This window comes from Indolivaga capnocytophagoides (assembly GCF_036511535.1).
Lineage (GTDB): Bacteria > Bacteroidota > Bacteroidia > Bacteroidales > Dysgonomonadaceae > Dysgonomonas_A > Dysgonomonas_A capnocytophagoides.
The window spans coordinates 1,673,060-1,693,466 of the sequence record NZ_AP028867.1; the positions used below are offsets into that span (position 1 = coordinate 1,673,060).

Annotated in this window: 18 protein-coding genes; 4 read left to right on the forward strand and 14 right to left on the reverse strand. The window is 38.2% G+C overall.

The genetic code is table 11. The features are described 5' to 3' along the window. Window positions 1–7 precede the first annotated feature (7 nt). The 6 genes from AABJ51_RS06820 to AABJ51_RS06845 all read right to left on the reverse strand — a co-directional run bounded on the left by AABJ51_RS06820 (window position 8) and on the right by AABJ51_RS06845 (window position 6,876). The gene (locus AABJ51_RS06820) at window positions 8–568 is read right to left on the reverse strand and encodes a 5-formyltetrahydrofolate cyclo-ligase (RefSeq protein ID WP_338374927.1); all 561 of its coding nucleotides are present in this window, start codon (window positions 566–568) and stop codon (window positions 8–10) included. 111 nt (window positions 569–679) lie between these two features. Beyond that, window positions 680–2,329 carry a S41 family peptidase gene (locus AABJ51_RS06825; protein WP_035332238.1) on the reverse strand — a complete coding sequence of 550 codons (1,650 nt, stop codon included), beginning with the start codon at window positions 2,327–2,329 and terminating at the stop codon, window positions 680–682. A 105-nt stretch (window positions 2,330–2,434) separates the two neighbouring features. Further along, on the reverse strand, window positions 2,435–2,860 hold the full coding sequence (locus AABJ51_RS06830; RefSeq protein ID WP_026627674.1) for a dCMP deaminase family protein: 426 nt from the start codon (window positions 2,858–2,860) through the stop codon (window positions 2,435–2,437). A 287-nt stretch (window positions 2,861–3,147) separates the two neighbouring features. Next, a complete protein-coding gene (locus AABJ51_RS06835) occupies window positions 3,148–4,608 on the reverse strand; it encodes a choice-of-anchor Q domain-containing protein (RefSeq protein WP_338374929.1) in 1,461 nt (486 codons plus the stop codon). Window positions 4,609–4,660: 52 nt separating this feature from the next. Then, a complete protein-coding gene (locus AABJ51_RS06840; RefSeq protein ID WP_338374931.1) occupies window positions 4,661–5,383 on the reverse strand; it encodes a DsbA family oxidoreductase in 723 nt (240 codons plus the stop codon). A 32-nt stretch (window positions 5,384–5,415) separates the two neighbouring features. After that, window positions 5,416–6,876, reverse strand: a complete 1,461-nt coding sequence (locus AABJ51_RS06845; RefSeq protein ID WP_338374936.1) for an aminoacyl-histidine dipeptidase — start codon at window positions 6,874–6,876, stop codon at window positions 5,416–5,418. Window positions 6,877–7,329: 453 nt separating this feature from the next. On the opposite strand from AABJ51_RS06845, the gene AABJ51_RS06850 reads away from it, so the two are divergent. Beyond that, window positions 7,330–7,935 carry an OmpH/Skp family outer membrane protein gene (locus AABJ51_RS06850; protein WP_134435526.1) on the forward strand — a complete coding sequence of 202 codons (606 nt, stop codon included), beginning with the start codon at window positions 7,330–7,332 and terminating at the stop codon, window positions 7,933–7,935. Between the two features lie 92 nt (window positions 7,936–8,027). Here the strand turns inward: AABJ51_RS06850 and AABJ51_RS06855 are convergent, their stop codons facing one another. The 8 genes from AABJ51_RS06855 to hpt form a co-directional block, all read right to left on the reverse strand. Then, on the reverse strand, window positions 8,028–9,173 hold the full coding sequence (locus AABJ51_RS06855; protein WP_035332241.1) for a sensor histidine kinase: 1,146 nt from the start codon (window positions 9,171–9,173) through the stop codon (window positions 8,028–8,030). A 365-nt stretch (window positions 9,174–9,538) separates the two neighbouring features. After that, window positions 9,539–11,182 (reverse strand): fumarate hydratase, encoded by a 1,644-nt coding sequence (locus tag AABJ51_RS06860; RefSeq protein WP_338374940.1) that lies wholly within the window; start codon window positions 11,180–11,182, stop codon window positions 9,539–9,541. Between the two features lie 116 nt (window positions 11,183–11,298). After that, a complete protein-coding gene (locus AABJ51_RS06865; RefSeq protein WP_338374943.1) occupies window positions 11,299–12,303 on the reverse strand; it encodes a Gfo/Idh/MocA family protein in 1,005 nt (334 codons plus the stop codon). A gap of 462 nt (window positions 12,304–12,765) precedes the next feature. After that, window positions 12,766–13,311, reverse strand: a complete 546-nt coding sequence (locus AABJ51_RS06870) for a hypothetical protein (RefSeq protein WP_051290854.1) — start codon at window positions 13,309–13,311, stop codon at window positions 12,766–12,768. Window positions 13,312–13,517: 206 nt separating this feature from the next. Beyond that, the gene (gene pgeF / locus AABJ51_RS06875; RefSeq protein WP_338374946.1) at window positions 13,518–14,312 is read right to left on the reverse strand and encodes a peptidoglycan editing factor PgeF; all 795 of its coding nucleotides are present in this window, start codon (window positions 14,310–14,312) and stop codon (window positions 13,518–13,520) included. Window positions 14,313–14,321: 9 nt separating this feature from the next. Beyond that, complete coding sequence (gene obgE / locus AABJ51_RS06880) at window positions 14,322–15,515, reverse strand: GTPase ObgE (RefSeq protein WP_026627685.1); 1,194 nt, start codon at window positions 15,513–15,515, stop codon at window positions 14,322–14,324. Between the two features lie 266 nt (window positions 15,516–15,781). Further along, complete coding sequence (locus tag AABJ51_RS06885) at window positions 15,782–16,363, reverse strand: adenylate kinase (protein WP_026627686.1); 582 nt, start codon at window positions 16,361–16,363, stop codon at window positions 15,782–15,784. A gap of 6 nt (window positions 16,364–16,369) precedes the next feature. Beyond that, the gene (gene hpt / locus AABJ51_RS06890; protein ID WP_026627687.1) at window positions 16,370–16,906 is read right to left on the reverse strand and encodes a hypoxanthine phosphoribosyltransferase; all 537 of its coding nucleotides are present in this window, start codon (window positions 16,904–16,906) and stop codon (window positions 16,370–16,372) included. A 202-nt stretch (window positions 16,907–17,108) separates the two neighbouring features. On the opposite strand from hpt, the gene AABJ51_RS06895 reads away from it, so the two are divergent. From AABJ51_RS06895 to AABJ51_RS06905, 3 genes are all read left to right on the forward strand, one after another. Then, window positions 17,109–18,440 carry a mechanosensitive ion channel family protein gene (locus AABJ51_RS06895; RefSeq protein WP_051290856.1) on the forward strand — a complete coding sequence of 444 codons (1,332 nt, stop codon included), beginning with the start codon at window positions 17,109–17,111 and terminating at the stop codon, window positions 18,438–18,440. 295 nt (window positions 18,441–18,735) lie between these two features. Further along, window positions 18,736–19,833: a DUF4831 family protein gene (locus AABJ51_RS06900; protein WP_338374952.1), complete on the forward strand. Its 1,098-nt coding sequence runs from the start codon at window positions 18,736–18,738 to the stop codon at window positions 19,831–19,833. Between the two features lie 79 nt (window positions 19,834–19,912). After that, complete coding sequence (locus tag AABJ51_RS06905; protein ID WP_035332436.1) at window positions 19,913–20,395, forward strand: CYTH domain-containing protein; 483 nt, start codon at window positions 19,913–19,915, stop codon at window positions 20,393–20,395. Window positions 20,396–20,407: the final 12 nt, after the last annotated feature.

Below are 20,407 nucleotides of genomic sequence, written 5' to 3' on the forward strand. Positions count from 1 at the left end.
GAAACACCTACCAGATAAGGTCGTTTTCGGCAACAATAACGTCCATCTTTACATCGTTCTCAGATACAGGTACCTGATCATATAACTGGAAATCGAAGCAAACACCTACTTTAGGAGCTTTTATTCCGGAAAGAAAATGGTCATAATACCCTTTTCCCCTTCCTAAACGGTTTCCCTTACGATCAAAAGCAACTCCGGGTACGATAACCATATCTATCTTTCCGAAATCAAGAAAATCAACACCTGAGGGCTCATCTACCCCTATCTTGCTTTTGGTATATGTTGTATTTTCGGTAAAATGACGAAAGACTAGATTGTTATTCACGACAACCGGAAAATAGAAATTCTTTTCGTGTTTCCATTTTTCGATAAAATCACGTGTTGCAACCTCATCGGACATCGAATTATAAATAAAAATAGTAGATGCATCCCTGAACGAACCTGTTATCTCCAATACCGAAAAAACCTCCTCCGACATTCGGAGGAGATCTTCCTGTGTAAATTCGCGTTTCTTATCCGCTATCTCTTTTCTTAATTTTTCTTTTTCTGAATCTATATTTCTTTTCAATCTTATATATTTTAAGGTCTCAGACCTATTTACCTCGACTTCTCTCCTGCGATTGTTCATCGTTCACGTAACAAGCATAACAGCATTAACCTGTTATCTTCAAAAACATTCTCACTTTTTATATGCTTGGGACCTGATTGAAACAGGGCTCGCTTTTCCTTGCTCGATCAATTCAATTGCTCTTCTCAATACAATATCATCTTTCAGTATTATAGAGAAGAATCCCTCATCCCCAAACATATTACGGACAATATTGGCTTTCAGCTGAGACATCAGTAATGTTCGAGATTCTGCAACCAGATACGGCCTGTGGCGAATACCTTTGTTTTCTGCTAAACTAACCAAATTCTGCACCAGCGGCTGATATGATAAGTAAGCATCAAGTTCTTCCCATGTTTTGAACGATTCTAATCTCTGACGGTTTTTATCGGTATACAAAAATGCACTCTCGTAAACAAGTCCGTTGTTCATTACATTGATATAATACGAATTGATACCGATTGTGTCACGAGGTATAAATACATCGGGCATGATACCTCCATTGCCATAAACAGGACGTCCTCCTACGGTATGAAACAAAGGTTCTCCTGTTTGCTTAATGCTATCCTGCGAATCAAACTCACCTCTCAGGTATCTGTTCATCAGATCCTGATTGTAATCAGATGATTTACCCAACTCATAAGGTTTTTGCACACATCGTCCCGAAGGAGTATGATAACGGGCAATAGTCAAACGAAGTGCCGACCCGTCTTTAAATACCTGCTGATTCTGAACCAAGCCTTTTCCGAACGAACGACGTCCGATAATCAATCCCCGGTCATTATCCTGTATAGCTCCTGCAAAAACTTCGCTGGCAGAAGCACTGCCTTCATCCATCAATACAACCAACTGATCGGCCTTAGTTGTACCCGATCCGTCAGCAACTGCATCCTCACGGGGATAAGCACGCCCTTCCGTATAGACAATCAGCTGACCTTTTGCCAGAAATTCATTCACCATCTGGATGGCAGCAGTCAAAGATCCCCCTGTATTTTGTCGCAAATCAATTATAAACGATGTACTTCCTTGTTTCTTTAATTTCGAAATAGCCGTAATAAATTCCTTGACAGTAGTCATTCCGAATTTATTAACCTTTATCATTCCTATATTTTTAGCAGGCTGATATGCTATATCTACGGTATTGACGGGTATATCACCACGTGTAACAATAATATTTACAGTACTTGCTTTCCCCAGACGCTTAATTCCTAATCTTACATCCGACCCTTTTTCACCTCGTAAGCTTCTCATGACTTTATCATTAGTCATGCCTTTACCGGCGAATAAACTATCATTGACATAAACAATACGGTCGCCGGGCAAAATTCCGGCAGCCTGAGACGGCCCTCCCGGTACAACATTTACCACGGTAATAGTATCATTACGTAATACAAATTGTACACCTATACCACTGAAATGCCCTTCGAGTTCATCACCGACAAGTTCCATATCCTTGGCACTAAAATATACCGAGTGAGGGTCTAATTCGGCAATTAATCCCGGTAATGCTTTTTCTATCAGTTCCTGAGTATTCACACTATCGACATATGCCTCGTTGATATACTGTAAAACAGCATCAACTTTGCTGCCTCCGCGAAAAAGGCTTCGGGTAGAATTAAATACAGAAAACTTACTTCCGATGAAAAGACCGAGTACTATCCCCAACGCAATCCATAAAGGCAACCAAACGAAATACCTCTTTTTATTTGAATATGATCTCATTGAAATCAGATGTTAGTATATTTAATATTTAGTGATTTTAAGTTCCAGACCTTATTTATTGATTTTATTAATCTATTGTAAATCAAGTCAAATATCGAATCAAGTTCACTCCAACGGAATAAAAACAGTTTCGATACCGGCTCTTTCCAACAAGTCGCAGCCATCCATATTATGATAACGATGACAATAAACCACTCTGCGGATACCTGCCTGTATTATCAATTTAGAACATTCTATACAGGGCGAAGTAGTAGCATACATCGTAGCCCCCATACTGCTGTTGTGCGAACGGGCTACTTTAGTTATAGCATTAGCCTCGGCATGAAGCACATATGGCTTTGTAAGATTATTCTCATCTTCACAAACATTTTCGAAACCGACAGGTGTTCCATTATATCCATCAGAAATGATCATCTTATCTTTGACGATAAGTGCTCCTACCTGACGTCTTTTACAATATGAATTTTCTGCCCAAATCATCGCCATGCGAAGATATCTGATATCTAACAAATGCTGCTTATCTGCCTCCATAAAAAAAAACGATTAAGGTATCAAACCTGTTTACTTTCTTACTAAGTAAAATAAAGTATTAATTGAATAAAAAGGTCTGAGACCTTAAACACACAAAATTACATAATAAGTAACAGAAACTATTTAATGATACACCTCAAAATAATGATCATCTGCTGATATTCCCCTTAGATTATTAAAAAAAGGCCTTCAACCTTCAAATATTATGTAACTCTATAAAAATACAAAAGAGTTTCGATATACAGAAACCCTTTTGACATATAGCTGTTTTATTTGTTAATATAGCCTTACTTTTGATATTCATAGCAACCAATATCGGGAGCTCCATCCGTTCTACGGGATACCCCTCTGATATCTTCAGGCAAGCCTGCAGCATATACTCTCGACGCAAAATCGATTGCCGGCGAACTGCTGCCCAACTCGTAATTAAAAAAATATGCTTTATCGGTATTATCAGATGCTGTTTCGGATGAATATATGAACTCAAATGCAGGATCAACGTTCCAGAGCGTATTAACGAAAAAAGTATCATCCGTTCCTTTTTCCTTCAACAGACAATACCTGAAACTGTATCTGAATGCAACATCTCCTTTTTCTTCTAAAACCAAATTATTATTGATCGTACTGCCCGATACTATCGAGTTAAACACATCACATCTTCCCAAAGCATAAGTTTGAGATTTTCCGCTCATATCCGTTCCTGAATTCTCTATCACCATAGCAGGTTTCCGTATAGTAATAAAAACACCATACATATAATTGGCTATGGTACAATGAATAAATTCATAGCTCCCGCCCAGAAGACGGATTGCATTTACTGCCGAATTGGCAAATAACGAATTCTTTGCGGATACCTTTGCGTTTACAGCCCATAAACCTTCCTTGGTTGTATTCTGTATAATCGTATTTAAGAAATTCGCTTTTTGTTGGATTGTATCCGACGGATAAAAAAGAATACCGTATACACTGTTTCGAATTCGAACATTCTCGAATACATTTCCATAACTGTCTCCCGCAACGGTTATTCCTTCCCATTGTCCGGGAACTCTGTCATAAGGCAACGTCGGTACATCCAGCATATTATCAGTACGGTCTCCTCTAAACACAATCGGTTCGTCAACCGTACCTCTCGCATCAAGCGTACCCTGCACCGACAACCCTGCACCACTATGAAAATACAGTTTGACGTTTTTATCTATAGTCAACTTAGCATTTTTCTCTATTCGCAGCGAATCATATATAAGAAACGGTTTTCCTGCGGTCAGAGTAGTATCTTTATCTATCTTTTTGGCTTTCCACAGCACAGCATCCTGCCCTATAGCTTCAAGCCTCACATACTGTGTAACACCATTGAATTGCAGACGGATAGAATCAGCGATCAACAACGGACTGTTCCTATCCAAAGGATCTACCGTAACTTCGACCAACACATACAGACTGTCTTTACCCAAGATATCAACATTGGATACTTTATTGCCGCTCTCGCCATCAACATTCATCCTGAATCCGGTTTTTCCGGCACTCATCAATTCTATACCGGATATAGTTATAGCATTTTTATTCCTGTTATAAATCTTCAACCGTTTGGTCGCAGTGCCGATACCCGTAAAAACTGTATCGAAACGAACTGTATCCGATGAAAAATTCAGTCGAAGATTACTGTCTCCTGAAAACTTATCATCATTATCACAGGCGAAAAACAAAGGTATCGCAACCGTTAATACTAAGATATAAGCCAATATACGCATAAATAGTTTTTAAAAATTCAGTGTTGTCTGTTACGTAAATATCCCGTCTTTCTTAGTCCAGACTGCATACCCCATCAGCAGAACAGGCTCTTCCTTTCAAGCGGTCTCCTTTCTCGGTCGATACGCCATTGGCTTTCCAGTCCTGAAATGCTTTATCCAGAACCGAAAGATACTCTTCATCAGCCAAAGATCCTTGTATTACATCCTTATTATTAAACAAATAGAATGGGATGTATTCCAAATCCAAATCGTCTTCGCTATGACGTATATCCGATTCTATCTCCGACAAAAACTCATCACTATCAAGTAAATTGTTAATATCTTTTTCGGCAAGTCCGATTTCTTTACCCAATGCAACCAAAGTATCTCTGTCGCTTATGTCTTTTTCATCGGTAAAGTATGTTCTGAAAAGAACTTCTTCGGCCTGATCTGCCAGATTAAACTTTTTAGCCAATTTGATCAACCGCAAAGCATCCGAAGTATTAGCCACAACCAAGTTATCGAAGTTGTAAACGAGCCCTACGGTTTCGGCAAGACTCTTCAATTCTTTGAGGTCTTCTTTAGCATCATCCACAGTAAAATCATGCAGCTTAGCTATATACTCGTAATATGATATTGTCCCTGCCTTCTTAGGTAAAGCAGGGTTCAACTCATAACTGTGCCAGACTAATTCAATTTCGTCTGCATGAGGAAATTGGCTCAGAGCCTTTTCCATCTTACGTTTTCCTATATAACAATACGGACAGGCAATATCTGACCATATCTCTATCTTCATTTTTTCCATTTTTCTGTTTACTGTTTCATTGATCATTGTTTAGCAGGTATGCTTTTCAATACATCCAACAAGAAAGGCCACCATTTAGCAACCGAAGGAATATTTACCTGTTCGGCGGGTGAGTGAGCATCCGTAATGGTAGGACCACACGAAACCATATCAAGATGGGGATATTTTTCAAGAAACAAACCACACTCCAATCCGGCATGTATAGCCTTCACTTCCGGCTCTACACTGTATAACTTCTTGTAAGACTCTTTGGCTACTTTCAGAATTGGCGAATGAGGGTTTGGTTTCCATCCGGGGTATCCTTCGCCGTGCACAACCACTGCACCACCCATTGTAAATGCAGCATTCACCATATTTGCCGCATAATTTTTCAATGATTCGGTAGAGCTGCGCTGACTTGTACCTATAACAATCGTATTATTTTCTTTCATCTTTACCGATGCCAGATTCGTAGACGCTTCAACCAGTCCGGGAATATCCTGGCTCATAGCCAAAACTCCGTGCGGACATACACAAATCGAATTGATAAGTCCTGCGGTAGTTTTATCGTCAAAAACAAATTCGGGCTGATCGGTACTTTCTATCTGTATTTTCACATTAGGATCTACCACTTTCAGCTCATCTTCAATCTGAGCAATGAAAACATTCAACATAGCCACAACTTCGTCTTTATCACGAATCGGTATCCCCACTACAGCCGATGCTTCGCGGGCAATAGCATTATGCAGGTTTCCTCCTTGTATAGAAGCCAGATAAACATGTATCTTACGAGACAGAATCCATAGAAAACGGTTCAATATTTTATTCGCATTACCTAGTCCTTTATGAATTTCACTACCCGAGTGACCGCCATTCAAACCCTTTACTTCAAGTTTAAACCAAAACTGATTCATGGGCACATCTGCCTGCTCATAAGTAAATGTTGCATTAGTACCTTTACCTCCGGCACAACCGATATATAATTCGCCTTCTTCTTCTGTATCAAGATTGATCAGAATATCTCCGGTCAAAAAGTCTTTACCTAATGCATAAGCTCCGGTAAGGCCTGTTTCTTCATCAACGGTAAACAAACATTCCAGTTTTCCATGTTCGATATCATCCGATGCCAAAATAGCAAGAGAAGCAGCAACACCCAGTCCGTTATCGGCTCCCAAAGTAGTACCTTTTGCCTTCAACCAATCTCCATCCACATAGGTTTCAATAGGATCATTATCAAAATCGTGTTCCGTGCCATTGTTTTTTTCACAAACCATATCTACATGGCCTTGTAAAATCACTGTCGGAAGGTTTTCGTATCCTTTTGTCGCAGGTTTAGTAATCAAAACATTGCCTGCATCGTCTTTTTTCACATCCAAATTATGCTTTTGAGCAAAATCAAGAAGATAAGCTATTATTTTCCCTTCTTTTTTAGAAGGTCTGGGAACCTGAGTAATTTCGTAAAAATATTTCCAAACAATAGAAGGCTCCAAATCTTTTATAGTCATATGTTTTTATTTTAAGGTCACGGACCTAATTTATTAATATTCAATTCAAGAAATTTATATGTAAACCAATTACATTTTGATCTTATTTGCTGTATAAAATCATTAAAATTCAGCTGTTACTAAACTTACTTCAAAAAAGAAGTATCTTTCGTCCGATAACTTCAGAAAAACAGCCTTAAAGAACAGATATATTCTTGGCTTTTCTTTATATAAAAGTAGAGAAATAAAGAAGTTCAAACAAACTTTTTCACATCTTTTATAGAAAGCCAAAGTTGCAAATCAACTAATAAAACTATCTTTGTCGAAGTCCTGATTTTAGTTGTTATAACAGCTAATTTCGGGCGAAAGTTTATTTATTCGTCAAGAAATAGTAAAATCTTAAAAATTGGTTCTATTTTTGTTGAAGAATTGAATTTTTTAGTAAAGTTATTTTTAGTCATCAATATTATTTTTATGAAAAATCTTTCCTATGCGATAAATGGCGTTTTAGCTGTAGCTATCATCATCCTCTTTATCCTTTTCTTTACATCTAAAAAAGACACTGTAGACACACCTTCTTTAAAATTTGAAAATGATACAACAGCCACATTGCCTATAGCCTATGTCAACATAGACAGTGTACTGACTCATTATAACTACGCAAAGGAAGCCAGTGATGCTTTAATAAAAAAGACAGAATCATCCAGAGCATCGATATCTCAAAAACAAAAGCAAGTAGCTGCCGAACAGCAAGAGTTCAACCGCAAAATGCAAAACAATGCCTTTTTGAGTCAGGAACGTGCCGAACAAGAATATGGTCGTATACAGAAATTGACTGCTGATCTTGAGCAAATGGCAACCCGTTTGGATGATGAACTAAGAATGGAACAAATAAAAGTGAACAATCAATTGGCCGATTCTGTAAGAATATGCATTAAAGAATTCAACAAAACGGCTAATTACCACATGATACTCAGCAATTCAGGCTTAGACAATGTCCTTTATGCTAAGGAAAAATATAATATCACAGATAAAGTGATTGAACTTTTGAATAAAAGACACACATCAACTAAAAATTAAGGAGTGAATCTTTAACATACATATAAAAATGCCCCGAGATACATTTAATCTCGGGGCATTTTTATATGTATGCATCTCTTGTATCTGGTAGGTTAAGCAATCGGGAGCTCAATTCTGAAAGTCGTGCCGACATTCTGTTCGGAACTCTTGACATATATTTTACCATTATGATATTCCTGAATGATACGTTTGGTTAGAGACAAGCCTAGTCCCCACCCTCTTGTTTTAGTTGTATATCCGGGGCTAAATATACGCTTAAACATTGATTTAGGCATTCCTTTGCCTGTGTCGGTAATATCCAGGTAAGCCATATTATATTTAGCTCCTACCACAATATCAATAACACCCTGCCCTTCCATTGCATCGACTGCATTTTTGATCAGATTCTCTATTACCCAACTAAATAAAGCAGTACTTATCATCACAGGAATTGGCTTATCCGGTAAGTTAAAGTTAAATATAACTTTCTTAGAGATGCGAGTCTGCAAATAACTAACTGACAACCGGACTTCTGTACAAAATTCCTTACGCTCGGGAGCCGGCTTTGAACCTATCTTGGAAAAGCGATCCGCCACGACCTGCAAGCGAGCAACATCTTTTTCCATCTCCTGTAATGCGGAAGAATCTGTCGTTTTAGTTTTGAGATATTCTACCCATGCCAGCATCGAAGATATAGGAGTTCCTAATTGATGTGCCGTTTCTTTCGACAGACCTACCCACACTTTATTCTGTTCTGCATTCTTTGTACTAAGTAAAGCTAAGAACGAAACACAAATAAAAACGGTTAAGACTCCGATCTGGACAAACGGGAAATACTGCAACCTTTGCAAAACAGAAGAATCTCCATAATAGACCACCTGCCTAAAATTCGGATTCTGAAGTATTATCGGCGAATTGGTTTTCTTAAAAGAGTTGATTTTTTCTTTCAGAAAAGCTGCACTATCCTGTATCGGAATATCGATATTTACAGACATTCGCACTATATCCGACTCATCGCACAGAATAACCGGAATAGTTTTATTTCCAGATAGTATCGACAATGTAAGATCGAGCTCGGTATTATCATCACCCGAAGCAACCATCTGAACTGCCTTTGCCCATAACTCTATTTTCTGACGTTCTTCTTTAGCCATGTCATTATACATCCTGTTAGACATTACCAAAAAACTAACAGCCAGTACAACTGCGATTGTTATAAAAATATACTTGGCTAACACCGTTTTATCTATAAATCTCATACATTATCAATATTTGCCAAAAACAAAAGTAAGACATTTCGCTACTTAAAGGCTCTAAAATTAATTCTTTTTAAAGAATTGTGCTTTTGTAATGTTTATAAAACCCTAAAAGACATTCAAGTTATCACATTATTGTTAAAAAACAATTAATAATATCATATTGCTTGCAGATATACTCCGAAAAGCCTAATTTTACAATGTGTTTTTTCATGGTATTAGATTTTAAGGTTAACAATTGGAGATTGGTTGTCGGGATGACAACCTTTTCTTTTTTATATAAAGAAATTTATCAGCCCTAATATAAAAAACAATCCCCACCTTACATAAAAGAAAAGCGGGGATCTATATTTTCTATATGCTGCTTATCAACAAGCAGTACAACCTGTATTCGGTTTCAACTGTTTAAAGAAATCATTTCCTTTATCATCTACTAAGATAAATGCAGGAAAATCTTCCACTTCAATCTTCCAGATAGCTTCCATACCCAACTCCGGATATTCAAGACATTCCAGACTCTTGATATTGGTTTGAGCCAAAATAGCAGCCGGGCCACCGATACTTCCCAAATAGAACCCTCCATGTTTATGACAAGCATCTGTTACCTGCTGACTGCGGTTACCCTTAGCAATCATAATTAAGCTGCCGCCTGCTGCCTGAAAATTATCCACATACGAATCCATACGCCCAGCTGTAGTAGGTCCCATGGATCCACTTGCATATCCCTGAGGAGTTTTTGCAGGGCCTGCGTAATAGATCGGATGATCTTTGATATATTGAGGAAGTCCTTCGCCTTTATCTAAACGCTCTTGTAATTTGGCATGAGCAATATCACGTCCCACTATTATAGTACCGGTGAGAGACAAACGGGTCGATACCGGATATTTACTCAATTCAGCCAAAATTTCGGGCATCGGATGATTCAGGTCAATCTTCACACCTCCGGCTTCTCCGGCTTGTTGGTATTCAGCAGGAATTAAACGAGCAGGATTATCTTCCATTTTTTCCAACCAGATACCATCTTTATTAATTTTTCCTTTGATGTTACGGTCAGCAGAACAAGAAACGCCCATTCCTACAGGGCATGATGCTCCGTGACGAGGCAAACGAATAACACGTATATCATGTGCAAAATATTTACCTCCGAACTGAGCTCCGAGACCTAATTCCTGAGCAGCTTTCAATAGCTTAGCCTCCATTTCTAAATCACGAAAAGCCTGACCACCTTCATTGCCTTTAGTTGGCAGATTATCATAATATTTGGCAGAAGCCAGTTTTACAGTTTTCAGATTCGTTTCGGCAGATGTTCCTCCGATAGCAAAAGCGATATGATAAGGAGGACAAGCCGCTGTACCCAAAGATTTCATCTTTTCTATCAGAAAAGCCTCTAATTTACCGGGAGTAAGCAAAGCCTTTGTTTCTTGATACAAATAGGTTTTATTTGCCGAACCTCCACCTTTTGCTATAAATAAAAACTTATACTCATTACCTTTTGTTGCATACAAATCTATCTGAGCAGGAAGATTACAACCTGTATTCACCTCGTCATACATGTTCAAAGGTGCATTTTGTGAATAACGCAGGTTTTCCTGTGTAAATGTATTATAAACGCCCAAAGACAAAGCCTCTTCGTCATTAGAACCTGTCCATACTCCCTGCCCTTTTTTACCCACGATAATTGCTGTACCCGTATCCTGACAAAAAGGAAGTATACCTTTTGCCGAAATCTCGGCATTACGCAGGAAAGTCAATGCAACAAATTTATCGTTGTCACTGGCCTGAGGATCTGATAAAATCTTAGCGACCTGTTCCTGATGTTCGGGTCGTAATAAAAACTCTACATCACGGAAAGCATGCTGAGACAATAAAGTCAAAGCTTCGGGTGCGACCTTCAATATTTCCTGACCGTCGAATGTAGTTGTAGAAACATACTCTTTTGATAGTAAATAGTACTCGGTAGTATCTTTGCCCATAGGGAAAGCCTCCTGATACTTAAATGCTGGAGTTGCCATATTGATTAGTTTATAGTTGAAATATCTGGTTGATCATTTTCACTCCACAAAAAGGGGTGAAACCTTTATAGTACAAAATTAACAAAAATAATCGGATGCAGAGAGTAAAAAAAAGTTTAAAAAGCCTCTGATTTATCAGCAGGAAAAACAATCCCTAACTGCCGTCTTATTTCATCAACAACTTCTATCACAGCCAAAGAATTAGCATGGCTGTTTATATCGGACTCTCTCTTCCCCTGCTTCACCAGATCAATAAATTCGGCGATCTCATAATAATATTGATTTCTCTGGTTAGGAACTGTCAAATCCACCATTTCACCTCTTCTTTTATACAATTTGAGATTCGAGATAAAGTCGATCTTGTCCATTGATATAACAGCGTCTTCGCCTTGAATTTCAGATGGCAATAGCGAATCTGAAATTTTCGAATACATAACAGTAGCATTCATCCCTTCATATTCGAAATTAATAGCTCCCTGACCATCTACTCCCGTACTTAACATCACTCCGGATGCCTGTATCAAACGAGGTTTCCCGAATAACACAATCATAGGATAAATAGTATATACACCCAAATCCATAATCGCCCCATTCGACAGCTCGGGATTGAAAGCGTTAAGAACGACTCCCTGCTTCAGTTTGTCATATCGGGATGAATACTGGCAATAACACCCAAAATACCGTCTTATTACACCTACGTCCTGTAAATGACCGATAACCTCTTTAAAATTAGGGGTAAGAGTCGACCGCATAGCCTCCATTAATGCAACATTATGCCACTTGGAAGCCTCAACCATTGCTTCCACTTCTTTAGCGTTAGAAGCAAATGGTTTCTCACAAAGCACATGCTTTCCATGTTTCATAAAAAGGATGCTTTGTTCTGCATGAAAAGCTGTCGGCGATGCAATATAAACGGCATCAATATAATCAGACTGAGCCATTTCCTCTAATGAGGTAAACTTATGAGCAATACCATGTTTATCGGCAAAAACATTCGCCGTTTCTATACTTCTGGAATAAACGGCTGCAGCCTGAAATCTGGGATCTGACAAGGCAGCCTCCAGTACAGTATCTACAATAAAATTGGTTCCTATAATACCAAATCTAAGTATATTTTTCATATTCCGTTTTTTAGTAAATCAAGATCCGAAAAAGAAATCAGTTTTTAAAACTACACATTACTATTTAAGGACTCAAACCTTTTAGTTGATTTTTTAAACATAACAACAGTCGAAAAGAAAAAAAACTAATAATGAACACTAAAAAGGTTACAAAAGTTACACATTTCACATTCGTTTTTAGAGTGATACTTTTCCCCTCTGTCACCTAAAGGTATTTAGCTGACGCCCGAAAAAACCCCTTCAGGAGTTTGTGGTCATTTTTCAAAAAGGTAACAAAAGTTACAGCAAGACAACACTCTTTCTTTTGTTACTTCATTGCACCTTTTCAAGTTTTCTGATTAAACTCCAGCCAACGATTGAAAGAACGTTTTTATAAACAAGAAAGACTATACCTCCTTTTCTATATAGATAAAAAAAAGCAGGATAAACCTGCTTTCAAATTATTCTATATTCTAAAAAAAATCAATTACTCATCAGCACACTGGCGATATACTCTTCCAGCTTACCCGACTTATCTAGTTTTATATAAGATTCGACTTCTTTATTTTTCTGTAAATGTCTCTTATTCCTTTGGTAAAAGTTTATTACATTTTTTACTCCGGCTATAGACAACTGAATCTGATTTTGAGAATAATTATTTTCAAGAAAATATTTAGTCCATCCTGTCATATAAGACATAATCAGCCAAGGCTCTCCGGCTAAAAATGTAACGATACGTTCGTCCAAATTCATTTTCATGTAAGGAACACCCGACATCCACATCAACACAAAACTATTCTTGTCGTCTCTCACATCTTGATTAACACCAAGAGGAGTATAACTCAGCCAATCGATATCGGCTTTCACCTGAGGTTCTAAAGCCTGATAATCGAGACTCCAATCTTGAATCGTATCATTTGCCACATAATCCTTCTCTCCTTTATATGTGATAGTGTCACTCGCTATAGTTTGTCCGGATACATTATAAGCAAAAGTAATAAGTAAAAATAAAAATAGATTTTTTTTCATCTCATAATTATATTTTAAAGGTCTCAGACCTATTTGACTCACCTTCACGCTGTCGAAACAAGATTCGGCTTTAGCCAGTTTTAAATTGATTAACTTATCAAAGATAATCAATCCCGAAGAATTTCCGACTTATATTCATCATTCTTCGCAAGTGGAAAAGAAGCAAAACAAATAAAAACGACTAAATTATATCAATAGAATATATATCAATATAAATAGCCTCCAGAAACAATCCTACCCGATTTAACAGATTGTCTTCTAGCCGAAAACATACATAAACTATCTTTATAGGTACATATACCAGAAACATCTATATTCTCATAATTAAGCCCCGATTTTTGTAGTAAAATCTGATTAGCCAAAGATAAATCAATATGTGTTTTTTTAGTCATATCATTAACTTTACCTATCCGCTCCAAATCAAGACCTGCATTCTCGAATGCTAAAACAACTTCTTCCCCAACTTCGAAAACAGCCTGTGATATAGCCGGACCAATGTAGGCAACTAAATTTTGAGGTACTGATCCAAAAACACGAATCATTTCTTCAATGGTCTTGCCTACAATATTTGCAACAGTACCTCGCCAACCGGCATGAACAGCAGCAAACACTTTACTCTCGGGATCAAAAAGAAGGACAGGCACACAATCGGCGGTAGTCACACCAATACAGATCAGCGGAATATTAGTTATCACCGCATCAACACCCGAAAGTAATTGCACCTGCTTTGTCGATGGATATTGTAAGAACTCTTTGTCTATCACATAAACCTTATCTCCATGAGTCTGGTATGGTAAGAATAGATTCTCAAGAGGTAAGCCGATAGCAGAAACTAATCGAGAACGGTTCTCCATCACATTTTCAGGAGAATCGCCAGAGTACAGCCCTAAGTTAAATGTAGCATAATTCCCTTCACTTACTCCTCCATATGTAGTAGTAGTAAAATGACAAAGCGCCTTATACTTATCCAACAATTGAGAATGTATCAGCTCGACAGGCATTGCAGTTCTCTATTTTTTCGATTCGTTATCGTCCTCTTCAACATCCTCTCCGTAGTAAAAGTCAGGATCGAAGTCTTCATCCTCCTCATCCCAATCTTCTTCTTCGTAATCATCTTCCGGAATAAAGTCATCGTCATCATCATCAAGCTCAATAGCACGGATATCCAGTTTGCGGTGCTTGATCTGATTATCGGCAGCTTTCACGTATGCTCCGTCTGCATTCAATTCATTCCACAGAAGGTCTTTCAATTGCTGAATATTCAATCCTACAACAGAAGAAATAAATATATGAGGAATATCCGGTAAATCTTTGCTAAGTGCTTCAATCAGTTCATCATCAAGCATGTCAGACTTAGAGACAGCCAACACCCTGCGTTTATCCAACAATTCGGGGTTATACTGAGCCAATTCGTTCAACAATACTCTGTACTCGGCATGAATATCATCTGCATCAGCCGGAACCAGAAACAACAGCAAAGAGTTACGTTCGATATGACGCAAAAATCTCAATCCTAATCCCTTACCTTCACTTGCACCTTCTATAATACCCGGTATATCAGCCATCACGAAAGACCGATGGTCTCGATAGCTCACAATTCCCAGATTGGGTTCGAGTGTCGTAAAAGCATAATTTGCGATTTTGGGTTTAGCCGCAGTCATCACCGATAGCAATGTCGATTTTCCGGCATTCGGAAAACCTACCAAACCGACATCAGCCAACACTTTCAATTCCAAAACAATACGCCTTTCCTCGAAAGGTTCTCCAGGCTGCGCATAACGTGGAGCCTGATTAGTCGGAGTCTTGAAGTGGTTGTTTCCACGTCCGCCTCTACCGCCTTTCAACAAGATAATCTCTTGTCCGTCATCCGTTACATCACAAATGTATTCACCTGTTTCGGCATCGTAAGCAACTGTTCCGCAAGGCACATCTATAATTACAGATTCGCCTTTTTTTCCTGAACACAGCTTTCCTGATCCGCTTTCCCCATGATCAGCTAATAAATGCCTCTTGAATTTCAGGTGCAGCAAAGTCCAATAATTACGGTTTCCTCTGAGTATGATGTGTCCACCATCTCCACCATCTCCACCATCAGGCCCTCCCTTAGGGATGTATTTCTCCCGACGGAAGTGAGTAGAACCTCTCCCACCCTTTCCTGAGCGGCAGTATATTTTTACGTAATCAACAAAATTTGTATCTGACATATATTTAAATAACAAAAAGTATTTATGATATACTTTAGTTTATAACAGGCTTTGGCTATCTTACTTACCAAAGCAACGTTTAAAGCAGTGAGAGCAGAGTCTAGGTTTCTTGAACTTTGCCAAATCGCGATAAACGATTAATGTAATTGAATAAAATAGGTCTGAGACCTTAATTAGTAAACCGGCTCAACGCAGGCATATTATTATATTGACGGCAAAAGCCATTGACTTTCCAGCCAACAGCTTTCCTGCACATATTTTATATTTTATTTTACCTTATCTATAACAGACGATATGCGGCTGAAGATGTCTTCGACACTACCTACACCCTCGATAGAATAAAGCTTTCCTTCTTTTTCGAAAAGTTCTTTCAATGGGGTTGTCTGATTGTAATATACATCCAAACGAGCCTTGATAGTCTCGTAATTATCATCATTACGTCCGGTTTGTTTACCTCTGTTAATAAGTCTTTCGATCAGTTCTTCTTCGGGAACATCAAGACTTACGACAGCTGAGATTGCCTGTCCTCGTTTTTCCAACATTTCAGACAACGCTACTCCCTGTGGAATTGTACGGGGAAATCCGTCAAAGATTACACCCTTGCAGTCTCCCGCTTTGATTTTCTGATCAAAAACACTGGCAAGTATATCAATCATCAGATCATCTGGGATCAATTGCCCTTTCGACATGAAACTGTCTGCCAATTTACCCAATTCTGTTCCTGCTGCTTTTTCGGCACGCAAAACATCACCTGTGGAGATATGAGCCAGATTATACTTCTTGATAAGATTTTCGCTTTGAGTACCTTTCCCTGAGCCCGGAGCTCCAAAAATAACAATGTTCAACATCCTATATTATGATTTTATTTTGTAAATATCAGCTAAGTTACGTCCGTAGCCGTCATAATCTAAACCAAAACCTACAATAAAATCGTTCGGAATTTCTAAAGCGACATAGTCTAATTTGACTTCTGTTTTCAGTGCTTCGGGTTTAAACAATAAGGTTGCTACTTTTATTTCTTTCGGGTTATCACACGCCAACTGATCTAATATCAACGACATTGTATGTCCTGTATCTACTATATCTTCGATAATCACGATCGTACGTCCTTCGATATCTTCTTCAAGACCATAGATTTCTTTTATCTTCCCGGTCGATTTTGTTCCTTGGTAAGACGCCATACGCACGAATGAAATCTCGCTGGCTACAGTTACCTTTTTCATCAACTCGGCGGCAAACATAAAAGAACCGTTAAGTATACATACAAACAAAGGGTCTTTACCCTCCAAATCGATATTCATTTTCTCGGCTATCCTATCTATAGCCTGAATTATCTCAGCCTCAGGGATAAACAATTCAAATTCTTTATCTCTTACCTTTACGCTTTTCATAATTGAATGCTTAAAACTTTTAAGCTTACAAAAGTACTATAATTAGATGAATATGCACATCTATAATATACTTTTTTTCGCAAAGGTTTTATTTAAGTAGCTTATTGATTTAGAATATAAATATTTTCCCTTTACCGGAAAATGTATTTTATGTAACTTTACTTTCGTTTTCACTCAAAAAAATATCAAAAATACTACACTTATGCAAGAAACAGAATTTACAACCTCAGCTAATTTTATTACCGATCATATTCAGGCATTCCTCTCCGACATAGGGATCGCTGACAACTGGATCAAAATACTGAACCTGATTATTGTAATGGCAGCAGCCCTGATTATTGTATATCTTCTTCAGAAAATAACCCGAATGATCCTGATATTCTTATTCAAAAAAGCTGAAAAAATCACAAACCTTAATATATTCAGTTATGCCCGGAATAACCGCCTGCCTCACTTTCTGGCATTGGTAATACCTTACTCATTTATAATATCGGCAATACCAACCATTTTTGCCGATTACCATAAAGTGATCAAACCAGCTATCAAACTGACTGATATCTACATGGTTTTCATGATCATTTGGACTATTATGTCTGTGGTGCGCACCTTAGCTGATATGATACAGGAAAAACCGGCTTTTCAGAACAAACCGATGAAAAGCTATATACAGGTCATCCAGATTATATTCTTTATATTCGGAGCCGTTGTCATTTACTCTATATTAACGGGCAAATCGGCAACCGCTTTCTTCGCCGCCATGGGAGCCGCATCGGCTGTACTGATGTTGATGTTTAAAGATACGATAATGGGATTTGTAGGAAGTATACAGATTTCGACCAATAATATGGTACAGATCGGCGACTGGATCACCATGAACAAATATGGAGCCGATGGTACTGTCGAAGAAATAAATCTGACAACGGTAAAAGTCCGTAACTTCGACAAAACCATAACTACTATCCCGACATATTCACTGACATCCGATTCGTTCCAAAACTGGCGTGGAATGCAGGAGAGCGGTGGACGACGTATCAAACGGTCACTGGTTATCAAACAGTCGGATATACGTAACCTGACTGATGAAGAACTTGCTGTATACAAAAAAACAGAGGCTTTAGCCCCATATATTAAGAAGAAACAGGAGGAATATGAGATCCTCAACAAAAATCTGAATATCGATGCTGCATCTCTATTGAATGGCTTCCAGATAACCAACTGCGATCTTTTTATATGCTATGCTATCTGGTATCTGAAAAACAACCCCAATATCCATCAGGAAATGACATTGATGGTTCGGGAATTAGCTCCTACTTCAAACGGACTGCCTATAGAAGTATACGCATTTACCAACACAACGGTATGGGCTGAGTTTGAACGAATCATGTGCGAAGTTTTCAACCATCTTATTTATAATGTAAAGGTATTCGGATTGACAATATACGAAAGTTCATCGAGTAGCGATTCGCTCACAGTAAACCTGCATCAGATGGATAAGTTTGAGAAAATGAGGGAATTGGATTCACCTAAAAATTAAAAGTGATATACAGAAGGCGGAAACTAAGGTTTGAAACCATAGTTTCCGCCTTTGCAGGCATAATAGCAACAGGATGTTATTGCTTTTAAATACATCAGACTTTCTATTACTTAATAATTAGAGCCTTCCGGCTTTTCCTTTTAACCTATACACTTTGTATACTACTAAAAAAATTTATTAGATTTGTATTTCGTACAAAGGTCAAAACCTATCTATTTATCGCTTTGACTGGTCAAACAATCAAAGCCTGTTATAAACTAAAAGTATATCATAGATACTTTTTTACTATAAATATATGAAACGATTAAAACGATTATACACAGGTCTGCTATCAATATTAATAATAGGAGGATTATCGGCTCAGAATACTGTAAAGATGAGTGCTGTACGCAGCAACGATTACGGTGTGGTATACTCTTTGCCCAAAACTTCTATAACGGTAAAAGCAAAAGCAACCAAAACAACACGTAAAGCCGGAGAATTTTACGAATACGCTCAGCAATATCTGAATATATCCAACCCGATAACTCAGGATGAAGTAATATACACTCTTACCGATATTTCAGCAGAAACTCAAGGAATTCCAGATAAAGACAAGAGTTATCAGGTCGAATTCAGAAGTAATACTGTTGCACCGTATGTCACGTTGACCAAAAGCGGGCTTATATGTGCTATCAATGCCGATGCACAGTTCGATAATGTAAGCAGTGCAAGCAATACGACATCAGCAGAACCCGAAAAACCGCTGCCCAATCCCAATTCTTTCTTATCGGAAGAAACTCTGCGGGCAGGCTCTAAATCAAGACAGGCGGATCTTATCGCCAAGCAAATCTTTACATTGCGTGAAACCCGCAACAGCATACTCACCGGCGAAGCCGACAATATGCCACCGGATGGAAATGCCTATAAGCTGGTAATGGAAAGATTAGACACACAGGAAAAAGCCCTGACATCATTGTTCATAGGATCGGAAAGTGTGGAAAATATAGAAAGCTCCGAATATACGATTGTTCCCGAAAGAAAAAATATAGAAAAGCAAATTATCTTCCGTTTCTCTCGCCGCTTGGGTTTTGTCCGCAGTGACGATTTATCGGGAGCTCCGGCTTATTTGAATTTGACAAGTAAGGAAGCCCTAAGGGACGCACCGATCCTCAGCCCAAAAGAAGAAAAAGAATTGGAGAAAAAATTCTCAAAAGGAATCATATTTAATGTTCCTAGCAAAGCAACTCTTGAGGTTGAATTCGGCAACAAAGACTGGGTAAGCAAAAGCTGCGATATTGTGCAATTCGGTACACAGGATGTGCTTACTCCTCAGATGTTCGATAATAATAAACAGCCTATCAAGGTTATTTTTTATCCCGACTTAGGAGCTATCAAACAGATCATACAATAATTTAGATAAATACAAAACACCATTAATATAAAACAAATAGTGCAGGCATATCCTTTATATGCCTGTTTCATTTATCCATATGAACAATAATAACACCGAGATCGAGCGCAAATTTCTGGTAAAAGGAGATTACAAATCACAGTCATTTTCACACGACAGAGTAGTACAAGGTTATATGGCATCTAATACAGGTGGCCGTAGTGTACGCATCCGAATCAGGGGAGGAAAAGGATACATAACCATCAAGGGCGGAACAACACCAAACGGTATCAGCCGTTTCGAATGGGAAAAAGAGATTTCTCTCGAAGATGCCGAACAATTATTAAAACTTTGCGATCCGGGAGTAATAGATAAAACCCGCTATCTGGTAAAAGCAGGAAACCATACGTTTGAAGTCGATGAATTTTATGGAGAAAACGAAGGATTAACTGTGGCTGAGATCGAACTCAATGAAGAGAACGAAGAATTCGAACATCCCGACTGGCTCGGAGAAGAAGTGACGGGAGACCGGAAATATTACAACTCACAACTGATAAAAAAACCTTATAAGGGATGGAAATAAGGTCTAGGTGTC